12 protein-coding genes are annotated in these 15,003 nt (G+C 67.4%); 9 read left to right on the top strand and 3 right to left on the bottom strand.

All coding sequences use genetic code 11. The features are described from left to right. Nucleotides 1-166 precede the first annotated feature (166 nt). Together ACH35V_RS37225 and ACH35V_RS37220 are read left to right on the top strand one after the other, a co-directional pair. A complete protein-coding gene (locus ACH35V_RS37225; protein WP_131970568.1) occupies nt 167-433 on the top strand; it encodes a hypothetical protein in 267 nt (88 codons plus the stop codon). A 520-nt stretch (nt 434-953) separates the two neighbouring features. Beyond that, nucleotides 954-1,922, top strand: coding sequence for a DUF2786 domain-containing protein (locus ACH35V_RS37220; protein ID WP_395979576.1), 969 nt, complete (start codon nt 954-956; stop codon nt 1,920-1,922). A 76-nt stretch (nt 1,923-1,998) separates the two neighbouring features. Here ACH35V_RS37220 and ACH35V_RS37215 read toward each other — a convergent pair whose 3' ends face one another. Then, nucleotides 1,999-2,211, bottom strand: coding sequence for a helix-turn-helix domain-containing protein (locus ACH35V_RS37215; protein ID WP_395979575.1), 213 nt, complete (start codon nt 2,209-2,211; stop codon nt 1,999-2,001). A 467-nt stretch (nt 2,212-2,678) separates the two neighbouring features. On the opposite strand from ACH35V_RS37215, the gene ACH35V_RS37210 reads away from it, so the two are divergent. The 3 genes from ACH35V_RS37210 to ACH35V_RS37200 all read left to right on the top strand — a co-directional run bounded on the left by ACH35V_RS37210 (nt 2,679) and on the right by ACH35V_RS37200 (nt 7,552). Continuing rightward, a complete protein-coding gene (locus tag ACH35V_RS37210; RefSeq protein WP_395979574.1) occupies nt 2,679-3,227 on the top strand; it encodes a 2,4'-dihydroxyacetophenone dioxygenase family protein in 549 nt (182 codons plus the stop codon). A gap of 433 nt (nt 3,228-3,660) precedes the next feature. After that, on the top strand, nt 3,661-4,620 hold the full coding sequence (locus tag ACH35V_RS37205) for a hypothetical protein (protein WP_395979573.1): 960 nt from the start codon (nt 3,661-3,663) through the stop codon (nt 4,618-4,620). 1,729 nt (nt 4,621-6,349) lie between these two features. Continuing rightward, the gene (locus tag ACH35V_RS37200; RefSeq protein ID WP_395979572.1) at nt 6,350-7,552 is read left to right on the top strand and encodes a hypothetical protein; all 1,203 of its coding nucleotides are present in this window, start codon (nt 6,350-6,352) and stop codon (nt 7,550-7,552) included. A gap of 1,022 nt (nt 7,553-8,574) precedes the next feature. On the opposite strand, the gene ACH35V_RS37195 is transcribed toward ACH35V_RS37200, so the two are convergent. Continuing rightward, nucleotides 8,575-9,360, bottom strand: coding sequence for a hypothetical protein (locus ACH35V_RS37195; protein ID WP_395979571.1), 786 nt, complete (start codon nt 9,358-9,360; stop codon nt 8,575-8,577). A 169-nt stretch (nt 9,361-9,529) separates the two neighbouring features. Between ACH35V_RS37195 and ACH35V_RS37190 the strand changes: the two genes are divergently transcribed. Beyond that, nucleotides 9,530-10,468 carry an aldo/keto reductase gene (locus ACH35V_RS37190; protein ID WP_395979570.1) on the top strand — a complete coding sequence of 313 codons (939 nt, stop codon included), beginning with the start codon at nt 9,530-9,532 and terminating at the stop codon, nt 10,466-10,468. Nucleotides 10,469-10,538: 70 nt separating this feature from the next. Further along, nucleotides 10,539-11,441 carry a serine/threonine-protein kinase gene (locus ACH35V_RS37185; protein WP_395979569.1) on the top strand — a complete coding sequence of 301 codons (903 nt, stop codon included), beginning with the start codon at nt 10,539-10,541 and terminating at the stop codon, nt 11,439-11,441. 4 nt (nt 11,442-11,445) lie between these two features. On the opposite strand, the gene ACH35V_RS37180 is transcribed toward ACH35V_RS37185, so the two are convergent. Beyond that, nucleotides 11,446-12,108: a hypothetical protein gene (locus tag ACH35V_RS37180; RefSeq protein ID WP_395979568.1), complete on the bottom strand. Its 663-nt coding sequence runs from the start codon at nt 12,106-12,108 to the stop codon at nt 11,446-11,448. Between the two features lie 130 nt (nt 12,109-12,238). Between ACH35V_RS37180 and ACH35V_RS37175 the strand changes: the two genes are divergently transcribed. After that, nucleotides 12,239-13,522: a citrate synthase gene (locus ACH35V_RS37175; protein WP_131964662.1), complete on the top strand. Its 1,284-nt coding sequence runs from the start codon at nt 12,239-12,241 to the stop codon at nt 13,520-13,522. A 156-nt stretch (nt 13,523-13,678) separates the two neighbouring features. Beyond that, nucleotides 13,679-14,902, top strand: a complete 1,224-nt coding sequence (locus ACH35V_RS37170; protein ID WP_395979567.1) for a cytochrome P450 — start codon at nt 13,679-13,681, stop codon at nt 14,900-14,902. The last annotated feature ends 101 nt before the right edge of the window (nt 14,903-15,003 follow it).

The raw sequence follows: 15,003 nt of genomic DNA, 5'->3' as shown, positions 1-15,003 counted from the left end.
TCCATACGCCGCCACATGCGGACATGACGCTGTGAGCGTGGACAACTCCGAATAGTGATCAATCCGATACCTGCACTGATTGAAAGATCCACAAATTGGGTTCAAGCTGTCTCCGAAGTCTGGAATGCCCGCACGTTCCTACCGACCCGCCGACAGGACACGACCAATGTTCGAGATCTGGGAGACGAGCGAGCCGGCCCGGCTCATCAGCGACGCGGGGAGCCTGAAGGTGGCGCTGGAGAAGGTCGACACGATGTGCCGGCTCCGGCACGACCAGGCCGTGGCGCACATCGGCGAGGTCAGGGAGGGCTACCACTTCGAGATCAGGAACCGTGAAGGCAAGGCGCTGGCGCGGCTCAGCTACGTCCCGGACACGTCCCGCGCCTACCAGAGCGTCGTGATCGAGGAGATGCGCGGAGACGCCGAGGAGTAGGACTGCGAACCGCCCTCCAAGCCCCTGGACGCAACGCCGGGGGCTTTCGCATGCGGGCGCCCTCGCATGCGAGCACCGCCCCCCGCCGTGTACCGCGATTCTGTCGCCGCCGGATGGCAGGATGCGTGGTGCCCATGTGACGCGGAGGACGGGAGTGGCCGTGCGAAAGGCGTGGCGCCGTTCACACCCCGACGAGACGACCGGAGACGCGCCCGGAACCTCGTCAAGGACCTCACTCACGGAAGCCGCGAACGCCCTGACAGCCCAGGCCATCCGCGCGCTCACGCAAGGCGACGCCACCGCCTTCAACCGCCGAGTAGCCGACCTCTCCACACCCCCCAGCACAGTCAGCGGGGATGCATGGAGGCTGGCCACCGACCGGTGTCTCGCCACCCAGATGCAGCAGAGAGTCACCGCGGCCTGGGGCCGGAACTGGCAACCAGCCGATGTGGTCAGATTCACGTCCCGCCGCCGGACGCCCAGGCACGCACGTCTAGCAACGGACGCGATCGCAGCCGAAATGAGGGCCTACTCCGCCGCGACCGTGGACGACCGATGGCGCGAGCAACTCGCCGTCCTCGGAGCCGAAGTGTGGTGGGAGGACGACAACGAGCATCCGGACGCCTGGTGCAAGCGCGAAGGCGTCGAACGTGCGCTCTACGTCGCGTGTGCGGTCGAACTCGTCCATCTCCTGGAGTACCTGCCAAGGCTGCCGAGCATGGGCCCTCCCCCAGGCACGCACAACACCACCGAAACGCCAGAACGCTCCACAGGCACCCCACGCGAGGTCGACCAGCGAACGCTCAGCAGGGTCAGGGCGCTCTTGGCCAAGGCCGAGTCCACCGAGTTCCCCGAGGAGGCTGAGGCGCTCAGCGCGCGCGCCCAGGAGCTGATGGCGCGTCACAGCATCGACCACGCGCTGCTGGCCGCGGAGACGGGCGACACGGCCGGTCCGGCCGGACGGCGCATCCCGGTGGACAATCCCTACGAGGCACCCAAGGCGGTGCTGCTGACGGTGGTGGCCGAGGCCAACCGCTGCCGGGCGGTGTGGCATCGGGAACTCGGATTCTCCACGGTCCTCGGGTTCCCGGCCGATCTGGCGGCGGTGGAGATGCTGTTCACGTCCCTGCTCGTCCAGGCGACGGGAGCCATGGTCCATGCGGGTCCCAGGCGGGATGCGCGGGGACGGTCACGGACGCGTTCGTTCCGCCACGCCTTCCTGAACGCCTACGCCGCCCGTGTCGGGGAGCGGCTGCGGGACGCGGCGGGACGGGCGGCCGCGGGCGCCGGCGGGAAGGATCTGCTTCCCGTGCTGGCCGCGCGCGACCGGGCCGTCGACCACGCGGTCGACACGATGTTCCCGAACCTCGCCAAAGGACGGGCGGGCTCGGTGTCCAACTACGAAGGCTGGGTGGCCGGGCGGGCGGCCGCGGACCTCGCCAGCTTGAACGGCCGCCTCGAGGTCACCGGGGCGTTCCGCCGTTCCTAGCGCACGGCGTCCCCCCGGGGGGCGAGGGGGACATCCGATCATGTGCTCGTTCTTCCTGTCTCGATCTAGGGAGCGGTCAGGCCCTCTTGCGCCTGGTGTTGCCGCCACGGCCCCGCAGCGGCACGCCCGCCTCCTTCAGGACGTTGTAGATGAACCCGTACGACCGGCCGGTCTCGGCCGCCAGGTCACGGATGCTCTCACCGGCGGTGTACCGCGGGGCCAGCTCCGCGGCGAGCCGCGTGCGTTCGGCACCGGTGACGCGGGTGCCCCTGGACATTGTTCGGGCCACGGGGACCTCCTCTTCCCAAGGCTGTGCGGCGGGGGCAGTCCCCGCAGCTCACAGCAGTGTTGATCTCCCCAACGTACACATTCCCCTGATTTGAGCGTCGATGCCGCGCGAATCACCGCGAATTCGGCCGAAGCTGGTCTTTTTCGTGGTGAACGGCGTGTCGCCGCCTGACGTACGGCCTCCAGGACCGCAACAGCCCGGCCGTCCCCCTAAAACACCCACCGCACCACTCGACACCGCGCCCCAGCACATGCCCCCCAAACCGCCGCCGGCCCACTGCCGCAACTTGCCGCAAGCCAGAGCGCTCCCCAGGCCCCCAACCGGCAACCGGCAACCGGCAACCGAGCGTCGCCCCCGAACTGAAGCCCCGCGCACCCCTTCGCGGCAGAGATGGGCAGAATCCCAGGCAGACCGGGAAGACACGGCCGGTTCTGGCACGATTCACTACAAGCCATCGGACCCCGCGCATGCTGGAGGACGCCATGCCCGACGACGCGACGACAGAGTTCTGGAAGGACCTGAAACCGCTCGAGAACTCGCAGAAGCCGGACGCGCTGCCGGAGGTGTACCTGTCGAAGGTCGCCACCGACGACGACCGCTACTACGTGCCGTTCACCGAGACCGTCGGCTCCCGTCCGCTGTGGATCAACGTCAAGGACAACACCTGGTCGGACATCCTGCGCGCCACCAGCGCAGGCCTGGTGAACCGGCACTACCACCCGCACGAGGTGTTCGCCTACACGATCTCCGGCAAGTGGGGCTACCTGGAGCGTCCCTGGACCGCCACCGCCGGCGACTTCATCTACGAGGCGCCGGGCGAGGGCCACACGCTCGTCGCCTACGAGCACGAGGAGCCGATGAAGACGCTGTTCATCGTGAAGGGCCCGCTCATCTGGCTGGACGAGAACGGCGAGCCGGACGGCTACTTCGACGTCCACGACTACATCGCGATGTGCCGCGAGCACTTCGAAAAGGTCGGCCTGGGGGCCGACTTCATCGACCCCCTCTTCCGCTGACGTCCGAGGCCTCGACCTCCTCCTCCTCCGTCGGAGGAGGAGGAGGTCGAGCCGCCTCGCAAGACCTCCCGCCGCGCCCAGCCCCACTCGCCGACCAAACGAAACACAAGCCGCACCCTCTGGCCGCGGGCCCTGGCGCGACGCACGAATCCACATCCCCAAAGCCACCAGCGAAGACGACACCGCAAAGCTGGCTCCGCGGATCCGCATTACCGTCCTCCGAAGAGCCCAGGCAGGGCCGCACCACAAGTCACCACGCCCCCGCCGACCAGGCCGCGTCCCACCCGCGCGCCATCCCGGACACTCGGGATGCGCATCCAGCACCGTCGGGGCTCTCGACGGAAGTTATCCCCAGAACGAGGTTCTACTGCTCCCGGCCGGGACGCCGCCGCATGCTGGGCACACCATGTCGCGGCAAGGAAGGAGCGGCCTGATGGCCACGATCACGTTCCCGGTTCCGTCCACCACGACCTCCCGGTTCGCCGTCGCCGCAGAGAGCGTCCCGCAGGACCTCGTCGATCTGCTCCGCCGAAGCAAGCCCGCCCCCTTCCATGCCCACATCGCCGGACGGCTCGGCTCGCCCCAGCTGCAGGTCACCCGGGAAGACCTCACATGCCTGCGCTGGGACCCGGGACGCGTCAAGGCGGCCCGACCCGAGGACCGGCAGGCCGCGCTCGCCTTCAACGACGCAGCCGAGTTCGCCGTCGTCACCGCCTTCGCGCCCGTCACCGACCAGCCCCGCGGCGTCCAGGTCGCCCGTTCGGCCGCGTACGCCATCGCCGAGGCCATCGGCGGGATCACGGCCGACCTCGTCACCGGCCACATCCTGTCGCCGTCCACCATGGAGAGGACGCGCTTCGTGCTCTCCGACCACTGGCTCGGCGACGTCCTGCCGCCGTATCGCGCCAACGGCCACTGCACCGCCGCAGAGCCCGAACTGGACCCCGAGGGCGTGAACGGCTGCGCCTGCGTCCGCCTGCGCACCCGGGGCCTGCGCCGCTTCGGCCTTCCCGAGGTCCAGATCAGCGACGTCGCCTGCCCGCACGACCTGGCGGCCCTCAACGTCCTGCGCACCACCGCCCGGCGCCTCCTCACCGACCACTGGTCCTGGCTGGCCACCGGCCCAGCCGCCCGAACCCGGACGATCGCCGCCGACCTGCACCTCGCCCAGAGCGACTTCAACGACTTCTGGGGCACCACACGCCGCGTCCACATCACACCCCCGGCCCCGTTCGGAGTGCACCTCTCCCTCCTGACTCCACGCCTTCTAACCGTTGCCCCACCCGCAGACTTCGACGGCACGATCAACGACTGGCTATGGAGCGACACCCTGCCCCTGGGCATGTACGACCTCCTAGAGTCCCCCGCAGACCCCTTCCCATCTGCCGCCTAACCCCTTCGCGCCCCAAGCGAAGCCCAACACGCCTAAGCGCAGCCGGAACCACCCGAACAAGCCCCCTCACCCCACACCCACACAGACCCTCGGGGCCCTCCCCACAGCCGGGCAGCAAGCTGGACACCCAGAGGCACCGCACAACAACCCGCCCAGAGGCCGACCGACGACGTTCGCACAGGTGAACGCCAAGTCCCCAACGAGCCCAGAGCCGCCACCCATCAACTCGCACGTCTTGGCCACCACGCACACATACACCGCCGCGCATCGCCAAGGTCTGAGGAGATCTCACCCATGGACGCAGCCGGACGGGTGGCGTCCACCTGCGCCTGTCCGACCGAGCACCAACTTCGCTTTCGTCGCATCGAACCGTCACCTGCCCCTCGCCCGCCGACCATGAACGCACAAGCACACAAGTTCCGAACACGACGACCCGTCCAGAGAACTCCCGACCACGACAACCTCGACACCGGCGCCCCGCCAACACCGTCCCGCATCACCTTCGCCCAGACCGCCACCAAGGAGACGAGCCCCCACACGGGGTCGCCCGACCCAGACAACACAACCACCGGCACACCTAGCCCCGCCTGACCCAACCGCCAGCCGGGAGGAGCAAGGTAGGGACAACGCCCCGCGTGTCGTCGGCGGCCCGTAGGCGGGACGGTACGTCGCGTCGGTCTGAGGGCGAGTCGTGGTGCCGGCCGGACAGGGCGGCGCGGGCGAAGCCCACTCCCAGCCTCACGCAACCGCCGCTTTCCCAACCCATCACCCGACGACATCAACCTCGACACCCGCGTCCCACCAGCGACCAACCACGCCCAGCCCACCGCCAACAAGACGAACGCCCACGCGGCGGTCGACCGGCCCCACAACAACACACCCAACCATCACATTTTCCCCGACCGCTCCCCCGACCATGTCAACCTCAGCACCGGGGCCCCATCAACCGACCGTCCCACATCAATCTCGACCAGACAGCCACCAACGAGAGGAACCCCCACGCGGAAGGCCGACCGACCCGATCAGCACAACCATCAGCACACCCAACCCGACCTCACCCGACCAACACGCTCGCCCCGACCCCTCACCCGATCACGTCAGCCCGAACACCGGCACCCTGCCAGCCACCGTCCCTGCACCAACTTCGTCCAGACTGGCGCCAAGCAGATGGACACCTTCCGCCGGGCAACCGGCCCGAACGCCCCATTCTGGGCCCCTAGCCGGCACCGCCCCAACGTGGCCGCACAACCGGCACCGCCTTAATCGTGACTACCCGTGCCCTCGACCGGCGTTGCCGCAGCCGACGAGCGGACGTCGTGGTCGGTAGCTTCGAGTGAGACTTACGGCACCGCGCCGCTACCCGGCCGTGCACGGCAGGGCCTCTGTGGCAGGTCGGCGCCTGGGGGGTCCTCGCACCCTTGGTCACGGGACATCGCCAAGTCGCTTCTCCGGTAAATCCTCTGTAGTCAGGCCAACTGCTCGGATTGCTTTCTTCTCTAGCCGTGTGAGCCATGCGATGAGCACGGGTACAAAATTTCGGGCAATTAGGATATGGCAGTCATATCGATCCGGGGATGACAGAGTCGACTCCGAATGATCTTCCATTCGACTGCGCGCATTGCTCAACGCTCCGTAGCCGGAGTGACTACGATCGGCATTCTCACGGTGACCGACGCGATCCCCCGGGGCGAAGATGAACCGTTTCCTCACACAACCCATACCTGCCGTAATGATCAGCGACTTGATTCGCTGCACCGGCGGGATCTTGGGTTATACGGCCTTGGCCGGCGCCATCTCCATTGGCGTGGCCACCCCAGCGGACGCGGTCACCCCCGCCTCGCCCGAGCCGCGCGGGTCGATACCGCCGATCTGCCGTCACGCCGTGATCGTCGGTGACCGGCACACCGCCCACAAGTGCAAGGAGGCATGGCTGGCGATGTACGAGAGGTCTCGCAGACGATCAGGACGCGGTCGGGAATTCGCCCGCAGAGGCGACCGATTCGACTGGAATTTCAAGGCCAGACGATGGCCGCCGTCGTCAGGACAGCACAAAGAGCCCGCCCCCCGGCAGCCCACTGCGCCGGACGCTCCGAGCACCTCTCCCTCCAGACCGACGCAGTCGAAGACCACGACTCCGCACGTCTCAGCCCCAACACCGACGCGCACCCGCAGCCAGGCACAGGATCTCGAGTCGCGCCCGTCCTCGCTGCAGCCGGTCCTGCTCCTCGGCCTCCTCCTGCCTGCTGCAGCGGCGATCTGCTATCCGTTCCGGCACCGCATCTACGCCGCCGCCGGACTGCCCGCGTTCTCCACGGCCACGACCACAGCGGCGCCGCCCGCTCGGCTCACCTATCACCCCGTCGTCGACCCGTTCGCCGCTCCCGCCACGGGACTGACAGGCCCGGGAGCCGTCTCCACTGCGCGGGTACTGGCCCTGACCGCCCTCGACGAGCACAGCGAGAGCTCGCTCGTAGTCGTCCCCCGGCCGGACGCCACCGTCCTCTTCGGTCTCGGCGAGGACGAACTCCTCGACGACGACACCGCCGGCCTCTTCATTCCCGGCAACCTCGACGCCGCCCTGGCCTATCTGGAGACCGAACTCGCAATCCGCAAGAACACGGGCACCGAACAGGGACGACGTCTCCTCTTGGTGGCCGACTGCGCGGAGGAGTCGGAGAGGATCAAAGCCCTCATCGGTCGGCACCCCGGCGGCGTCTCCGCGGTCCTCCTCGGCACCTGGACGGGAGATCGGGCCTCGATCGATGACGAAGGTCTGGTCGATGCCCCTTCGACATTGACCTCCGCACTCCCCGAGCGGCTACCCGCGATATCCCGCACTGAGGCCCGCGACCGCCTCCTCGCAGCCCTGGCCCGCCAACAACAGGACCAGAAGTCCGCCTCCAAACGCCGCTCCACCCAACGCCGCCCCTGACCATCGCAACCCGCCGCACCCAAACTCCACCCCACCGCCTCACAACAGAACGCCCGATCGACTTGGAGAAACGTCCACGCGGGGCGCCCGCAGGAGTGACCGCACGGCTCCACCGGCGCCAGAGGGGGCGTGATCATGAATCCCAGGGAACTGCTCGACGCCGTGGCGGCGCTGCTGAGACCGCTGGCGGAGCGCGGTGACCGACCCGACCTGTATCAAGTCGACCTGCGGAACAGCCGACCCGACCTATAACCAGCCGACCTACCAGAATGTCCAATCGACCCTGCCGCTAGCCGACCTGCAAAACGTCCGGCTCAACGCAGTCCCGCCCGACCCACCAAGCGCCCAGCCATCCCAAGGATCGTCCAGCAAACCCAGGCGATGCCCAGCCGATCCGAAGGCGATCCCAGCCGACCCAAAGGCGAGCCCGGCCGATCCGAAGGCGGGCCCCGCCGATCCGAAGGCGGGCCCGGCCGATCCAGAGGCGGGCTCGGCCGATTTAGGGATAGCCCAGCCGACCCGGGGCGTGCAGTCGACCTTGGAGACGTCTAGCGCAGCTAGGAGCGTTCAGTCGCAGCCGGCCTCGCCTCGGCTGGGCCGATACCGGTCCAGCCGCGCATCCCGTGGGGAGCGGCCCCCACCCCCTGTGACGGGGCAATCAGGTCTCGTGATCTGGTGCGGCGCCGACGACTACGCGGCTGGGGAGTGACGGGATGGCCGACCTTCGTCCTCCATTCCTGGCGTTCCAGCTTTAGCCGAGATCGCAGGATCGAGCGTGAATGCGGTGGGCGTCTCTGAGTCAAGTGGCGCAGTGAGTATCGCGGGATGCGATTCGTTGGATCGGTGGTGTTGAGCGCGTCTCCGGCCGAGACGGTTGTATGAGAGGCACGCTTGAAGTCGGGGTCCACCTCTAGATGCTCGTGCCCTCTGGCAGGGCGTGGGGGTCAAGATTGGTCGTTGGACGTCGGTCGTGCTGAGCGGCGGCTTGCTGGGCGCGGGGCGAGAGGAGGGTGCGCGCTCGTCTAGGACGGTGTTCGTTCCTGTCTTGTGAGCTCTGCCCTGACGGACGTGAGGCCTCGCATCGCGCGGCTGAGGGAGCCGATGTCCGGCGGCTGGTCGGCGTCTCGGTCCAGGTAGGCGGTGCAGCGAAGCATCCAGCCGCGGACGACGTCCTCCATCCTCGTCTCGGACCGTCGCGTCCTTTTCATGGCCGTTTCGCGTTTCTCATCGGCGACCCGCCGTACCAGGATCTCGTCCGCGCCGAGAGCGCGGACGTCGGCGAGGGCGTAGCGTCCGAGCTGGTCTGTCGTGAGGTGGCGTTCGGCGGCGATGCGGTCGAACGTCTTCCGCGGCCAGGCGAGGATCACGGCGGCTCCGCCGGCGTCGACGGTGTCGGTGAGCGGGCCCTTCCGGGCGGAGACCACCGAGCGCACGGCGGTGGGGTCGAGCCGGTCCAGGTCGTGCAGGAGGTAGACCGGGTATCCGCGGAAGTTGCTGATGACGGTGAGATCTCCCTGGGCGACCAGCACCTCGATGTCCCGCCGCTCGACGTCGAGTCCCAGTCGCGCGGCCAGCCTGGCGGCCGCACGGGCGGATCCGATCGGTGGATCGTCGCCGAATCTGGCGATGACCTGCTCGCCGAGTCCCCGACACTCCTCGGCGAGGTCCGCGGACCATCGGTCGCCGTCGAAATCGGGTTCCGGCAGGATTCCGTGCTCCACGCCGAGGCGCATCTGCCACCGGGTGAGCCCGAGGTGAACGGCGAACCGGTGACCCCCGAATTGGCCACGAGTGATCTGTGCGGGCATCGTCTTGCCTTTCTTACGACAGCGGGACCTTGACGTGCACAGCCTCGCCGACAGGTTCCGCCCAGTGCAGTAGAACGTGATCCTGTGGATAACTTGGCGGGGTGATTTGTCACGTGTTGTCGGCGAATTTCGTGGCTTGGGGTGGAGCGCGGCATGCCAGGCTGTGAGGATGAACGCGGTACATCGGTTCGGGATCGGGTTGGCGGCGCTCGGGCGTCCGGCGTACATCAACGTCGGCCGGGCGGACGAGTTGCCGCCTGGCCGGAGCGTGGAGCAGATGCGCACAGCGACCTGGGACGTTCTCGACGCGGCCTACAGCGTCGGCATCCGATGGGTGGACGCGGCGCGGTCGTATGGCAGGGCTGAGGAGTTCCTCGGTGGTTGGCTCACCGCACGAACCCTGGAAGACATGACGGTCTCGAGTAAGTGGGGATACACCTACGTCGGCGAATGGAAGACTGACGCGCCGGTGCACGAGGTGAAGGAGCACAGTCTCGACCGTTACCGGGCCCAGTGCGAAGAGACTCGCGCCCTTCTAGGCGGATACCTGTCGGCCTACCAAGTGCATTCGCTCACGGAAGAGAGCCCCTTGTTCCAGGACGTGCATCTACAGGCGGCTCTTGCGGAAGCGGCCGCGGACGGTCTCCGCGTCGGCTTCTCGACATCGGGGCCGGGGCAGGCCGACACGATCCGCAGCGCGGTAGCGCTGGAAGTGTCTGGGCAGCGTCTCTTCAGCACCGTTCAGTCAACGTGGAACGTCCTAGAGACCTCTGCTGGGGAAGCCCTACGGGAAGCGCACGATGCGGGCTTGCACGTACTGCTCAAGGAAGTCCTTGCCAACGGGAGACTCGCCACACAGCCGCCCGCGGGTTTGCGGACCGTGGCGGCCAGGAACCTCGTCCAGCCGGATGCTTTGGCGCTTGCCGCTGCTCTTAGTCGGCCGTGGGCGGACACCGTCCTTATCGGCGCGGTCAGTCCCGCCCAGTTGGACGCCAACCTGGCCGCGGCAGAAGTGTCGCTTGATGAGAACGACCTCGAAGTGCTGGCCCGCCTGAGCGTCCCACCGGAAATCTACTGGGCTGAACGGAGCGCCCTCCCCTGGACGTGAAGGGCCATTCGGCCGGACGAGCGGCGAGTGCATGGGACGATTGAGCCCGCCCCAGCACGATCGGATACCCATGCAGTCAGAGCTTCCGGAAAAGATCGGCCCTTACCGCGTGGTCGCGCGGCTCGGCTCCGGCGGGATGGGCGAGGTGTTCCTCGGGGCGTCGCCGAGCAGACGGCTGGTCGCGGTGAAGGTCATCCGGCCGGAACTCCTGGACGATCCCAGGTGGAGGACGAGATTCCGCCGTGAAGTGACCTCCGCGCAGTCGGTCAGCGGCTTCTACACGGCGCCTGTCGTCGACGCCGATCCGGACGCGGACCAGCCGTGGCTGGCGACGCAGTACATCCCGGGAGTGAGTCTCTCCACCGTCGTCCAGGAGAAGGGGCCGCTCCGCGAACAGGCCGCCTGCCGGCTGGGCGCGGGGCTGGCCGAGGCTCTGATCGCGATCCATCGGGCGGGGATCGTCCACAGGGATTTGAAGCCGTCGAACGTCCTGCTGGCCTCGGACGGCCCGAGGGTCATCGACTTCGGTATCGCACGCCCACTTGACGCATTGCCCCTGTCAAAAACGGAGATTCTGGGGACGCCGGCGTACATGTCACCTGAGCAGGCACTCGGCGATCCCGTCGCACCTGAGAGCGATGTGTTCTCCCTTGGCTCGACCCTTGTGTACGCCGTTACTGGTGCGGCGCCGTTCGGGACGGGCCACAAGGTACGCGCCCGAATCGTCCATGGTGAACCAGACCTCGCTCGGTTGCCCGACCCCATGCGCGGGCTGGTGACGCGCTGCCTGGTGAAGGATCCTGGAGAACGTCCTTCACCGGAGCATGTCCTCGTCGCCCTGTCCACGCTGCTGGACGCTCACTACGGCGAAGAGTGGCCGCCCGTAGACGTAGAGCAGTTGATCGGCGTGCAGGAACGGACGCTCGTCGAAATCACAGCCGAGCTACCGACTCTCCGGGAACCGCACCCGTAAGGGCTCAGGAAAGACCCTCCGCTAGCGCGTCCCAGAAGGCCGTCTCGTACGCGTGCAGGAGGCGGGCTGCACGGAGTGCCTCCTCCGGGTCGTCGCCAGAGGCGAGACCGGACGCGATGACCTCCAAGGCCTGTTCCTCGAAGCCGGGCGGCGACTCGGCGAAGAACGTGAAGAATCCGACGTCCGCCTCCCTGAAGCCGTACTGGGTGCGGAGGGCTTTCGCGGTACGGGAACAGTAGGAGCCCCACTCCTCCAGGTTGGCCAGCATGGCGAGGGCGACCTCGCTTGCGGTTCCGAACGCCGCCCGCTGCGCGAGGTAGGCCGGATAGACCTGCGCGAACGGCTTCGGCTCGTATGCGCTGAGATTCTCGTCACTTTCGCCGAGCGCGGCTGCGAAGTCGCCGAGGAGCGTCAGCGCCTGGCCCTCGCCTTGCGCGAGCCCGAGGAACAGCTCGCCGGACGGCCTGTCGGGGAACCGCGCTGCCAGCAGCGCGAAACTGCGCCGGTCGCTGCTGACGATCCGGTACTCCTCTCCGGCCAGCCAGACCAGGCGTTCCCTGGGCATCTCGCCTGATTCCAGCAGCTCGACGAAGCGGTTCTGGGTCGTCGCGTCCGCGATCTCCCGGCGGGCGCGGGCGGCGAGCTCGGTGGTGCTGTGGCGGGTCATGGTTCCACCGGAGCACCCGCGCGTGCCCGCCGTCAACGAGGCGGCCACTGAAAAGCGCCGGTGATCACGTGGATACGATGATGAACGGAACGTCTACGCAGGTGTGGGACGCAGTTGGGAGTGAGCGCGCATGTCGGATTTCGAGCTGGGCCACGCGGGCGGCCGGATGCCTCTGGAGGTGACCGAGTCGACTGAGGGCCCCTCGGGACTGGTCGTGGGCAGCCTTCTCAAGGAGACCGGTCACGTCACCCTCGACCCCGGCTTCACCAACACCGCGTCCACCACGTCGGCGATCACCTACATCGACGGTGAGGCGGGCATCCTGCGCTATCGGGGCTACCCCATCGAGGAGCTGGCGGAGAAGTCGTCCTTCCTTGAGGTCGCCTACCTGCTCATCTACGGCGAGTTGCCCACTCCCGACCAGCTGAGCGAATTCACCGACCAGGTCCGTAACCACACGCTGCTGGACGAGAAGTTCCGCGCATTCTTTTCGGCGTTCCCGCGTAGGGCGCATCCCATGGCGGTGCTGTCGTCCGCGGTCAGCGCACTGTCGACGTTCTACCAGGACAGCTTGGATCCGTTCGACCCGGAGCAGGTCGACCAGTCCAGTGTCCGGCTCATCGCCAAGCTCCCCACCATCGCGGCTTACGCGTACAAGACGTCCAACGGCCAGCCGCTTCTGTACCCGGACAACTCACTGGGTTACATCGAGAACTTCCTGCGCATGACGTTCGGGCTCCCAACGCAGCCGTACGAGATCGATCCTGAGATCGTGCGCGTCCTGGACATGCTGTTCGTGCTGCATGCCGACCACGAGCAGAACTGTTCGACGTCCACCGTGCGGCTGGTCGGGTCGAGCCAGGCGAACCTTTTCTCGTCGGTGTCCGCAGGCGTCGACGCGCTGTTCGGCCCTCTGCACGGCGGCGCCAATCAGGCCGTCCTGGAGATGCTGGAGCGCATCCACGAGAGCGGCGACGACATCGACTCGTTCGTAGAGCGCGTCAAGCGCAAGGAGCCCGGCGTCAAGTTGATGGGTTTCGGGCACCGCGTCTACCGCAACTACGACCCGCGCGCGGCTGTCGTGAAGAAGGCGACGGGCAAGGTCCTGGACGCCCTCGGCAAATCCGACCCGCTGCTGGACCTCGCCATGCGTCTGGAGGAGGTCGCGCTGAGCGACGACTACTTCGTCGAGCGCAAGCTCTACCCGAACGTGGATTTCTACACCGGCGTCATCTACAAGGCGATGGGCTTCCCGACCAACGCGTTCACCGTGCTGTTCGCACTCGGACGGCTGCCCGGCTGGATCGCGCAGTGGCGCGAGATGATGAACGACCCGTCCACCAAGATCGGTCGTCCACGCCAGGTGTACGTGGGGCCGGGAGAGCGTCACTACGTGGAGCCGTCCGCCCGCTGACTGGGTCTGCCCCACGCAGCCGCTCCGACTGGAGCCGTTCAGCGTCGTCTCGTGCAGAGCGGGCGGGTTCGCTTACCCGTCCGCTCTGGACTGCGTTCTGCGGTGTCCGGGGTTAGCCTGAAGACGGCTACTCCCAACGGAAGGCGGCTCCCACGGATGCCCTCCCTTGTCGAGCAGAACCTGTCGAGCCTTGATTTCTGGGCGAAATCCCAAGCCGAGCGGGACGACTTCTTCACCGAACTCCGGGCGGAGGACAGGCCGGTGTTCTGTCCCCTCCCCGACGAACCTGGTTTCTACGCACTGACCCGGTACGAGCAGGTGGCCGAGGCGAGCCGCAAACCCGAGGTGTTCAGTTCCGCGCCCACCGCCGTCAGCCTCGTCGATCCGCCGCCGCAGCTCACCGAGTACATCGGCTCCATGATCAGCATGGACGATCCGCGACACGCCAGGCTCCGGCGAATCGTCTCCCGCTCCTTCACGCCACGGCTTGTCGAAAGGGTCACGGGAGACGTCGCGGCCCTTGCGCGTCGCATCGTGGACGAACTGGCCGAGCGGGGGCCGTGCGACTTCGTCGAGCACGTCGCCATGCCGATGCCCCTGCAAATCATCTGCTCGATGATGGGAATCCCGGACTCGGCGTACGACGACGTCATCGACGCCACCAACGTCATCCTGGCCGTCGGTGATCCGGACCACGTCAGCGCGGACGGCAAGGACCGTCCAACGGTCCTCGCGGAGAAGTTCTCCTACCTGCACGGGCTCATGGCCGACCTCGGCCGCCTGCGCCGGGAGAAGCCCGCAGACGACCTGGTCACCGCGCTGACGAGCGCGAACGTGGACGGCGAGGCCCTCGACGACCGTGACCTCGGACGCTTCTTCTCGCTGCTCGTCATCGCCGGCAACGAGACGACCCGCAACGCGCTGTCGCACGCCGTCGCCCTGCTCACCGAGCACGCCGCCCAGAAGGACGTCCTCGTCGCAGACCTGGACGGACGGCTGCCAAGCGCCGTGGAGGAGATCGTCCGCTACGCCTCGCCGGTGACGTGGATGCGCCGCACCCTGTCCCGCGACTACGAGCTGCAGGGCCACGTCTACCGTTCCGGTGACCGCGTGATCCTCTACTACAACTCGGCCAACCGGGACGAGAACGTGTTCAAGGATCCCCACCTGTTCGACATCACGCGCTCCCCCAACCCGCATGTGGGATTCGGCTCCCCCGGACCGCATTTCTGCCTCGGAGCCCACCTCGCCCGCCGCGAGGTCACCGTCCTGCTGCGCGAGCTGTACACGCGTCTCCCGAACCTTCACGCCACGGATGCGCCGGTCCGGCAACGCAGCAGCTTCATCAACGGGATCAAGGCCCTCCCCTGCGCTTTCTGACCACCTTTATTCCGACATTTCCGATAGTTCCCAGAGGCGTTATCCACAGGACGCGATTTCACTTCTTCCGCTCGTGAATCTCCTCGAAGCTGGACTGCACC

This window comes from Actinomadura sp. 1N219 (assembly GCF_044326405.1).
Classification (GTDB): Bacteria; Actinomycetota; Actinomycetes; order Streptosporangiales; family Streptosporangiaceae; genus Spirillospora.
The sequence above is the reverse complement of the archived record's forward strand: the minus strand, read 5'-3'. Positions and strand labels throughout refer to the sequence as shown.

Bases quoted from the DNA above. Each gene is read 5' to 3' on its own strand.
- ACH35V_RS37225 (WP_131970568.1), top strand. From the start codon at position 167: ATGTTCGAGATCTGGGAGACGAGCGAGCCGGCCCGGCTCATCAGCGAC.
- ACH35V_RS37220 (WP_395979576.1), top strand. From the start codon at position 954: ATGAGGGCCTACTCCGCCGCGACCGTGGACGACCGATGGCGCGAGCAA.
- ACH35V_RS37210 (WP_395979574.1), top strand. From the start codon at position 2,679: ATGCTGGAGGACGCCATGCCCGACGACGCGACGACAGAGTTCTGGAAG.
- ACH35V_RS37205 (WP_395979573.1), top strand. From the start codon at position 3,661: ATGGCCACGATCACGTTCCCGGTTCCGTCCACCACGACCTCCCGGTTC.
- ACH35V_RS37200 (WP_395979572.1), top strand. From the start codon at position 6,350: ATGATCAGCGACTTGATTCGCTGCACCGGCGGGATCTTGGGTTATACG.
- ACH35V_RS37195 (WP_395979571.1), bottom strand. From the start codon at position 9,360: ATGCCCGCACAGATCACTCGTGGCCAATTCGGGGGTCACCGGTTCGCC.
- ACH35V_RS37190 (WP_395979570.1), top strand. From the start codon at position 9,530: ATGAACGCGGTACATCGGTTCGGGATCGGGTTGGCGGCGCTCGGGCGT.
- ACH35V_RS37185 (WP_395979569.1), top strand. From the start codon at position 10,539: ATGCAGTCAGAGCTTCCGGAAAAGATCGGCCCTTACCGCGTGGTCGCG.
- ACH35V_RS37180 (WP_395979568.1), bottom strand. From the start codon at position 12,108: ATGACCCGCCACAGCACCACCGAGCTCGCCGCCCGCGCCCGCCGGGAG.
- ACH35V_RS37175 (WP_131964662.1), top strand. From the start codon at position 12,239: ATGTCGGATTTCGAGCTGGGCCACGCGGGCGGCCGGATGCCTCTGGAG.
- ACH35V_RS37170 (WP_395979567.1), top strand. From the start codon at position 13,679: ATGCCCTCCCTTGTCGAGCAGAACCTGTCGAGCCTTGATTTCTGGGCG.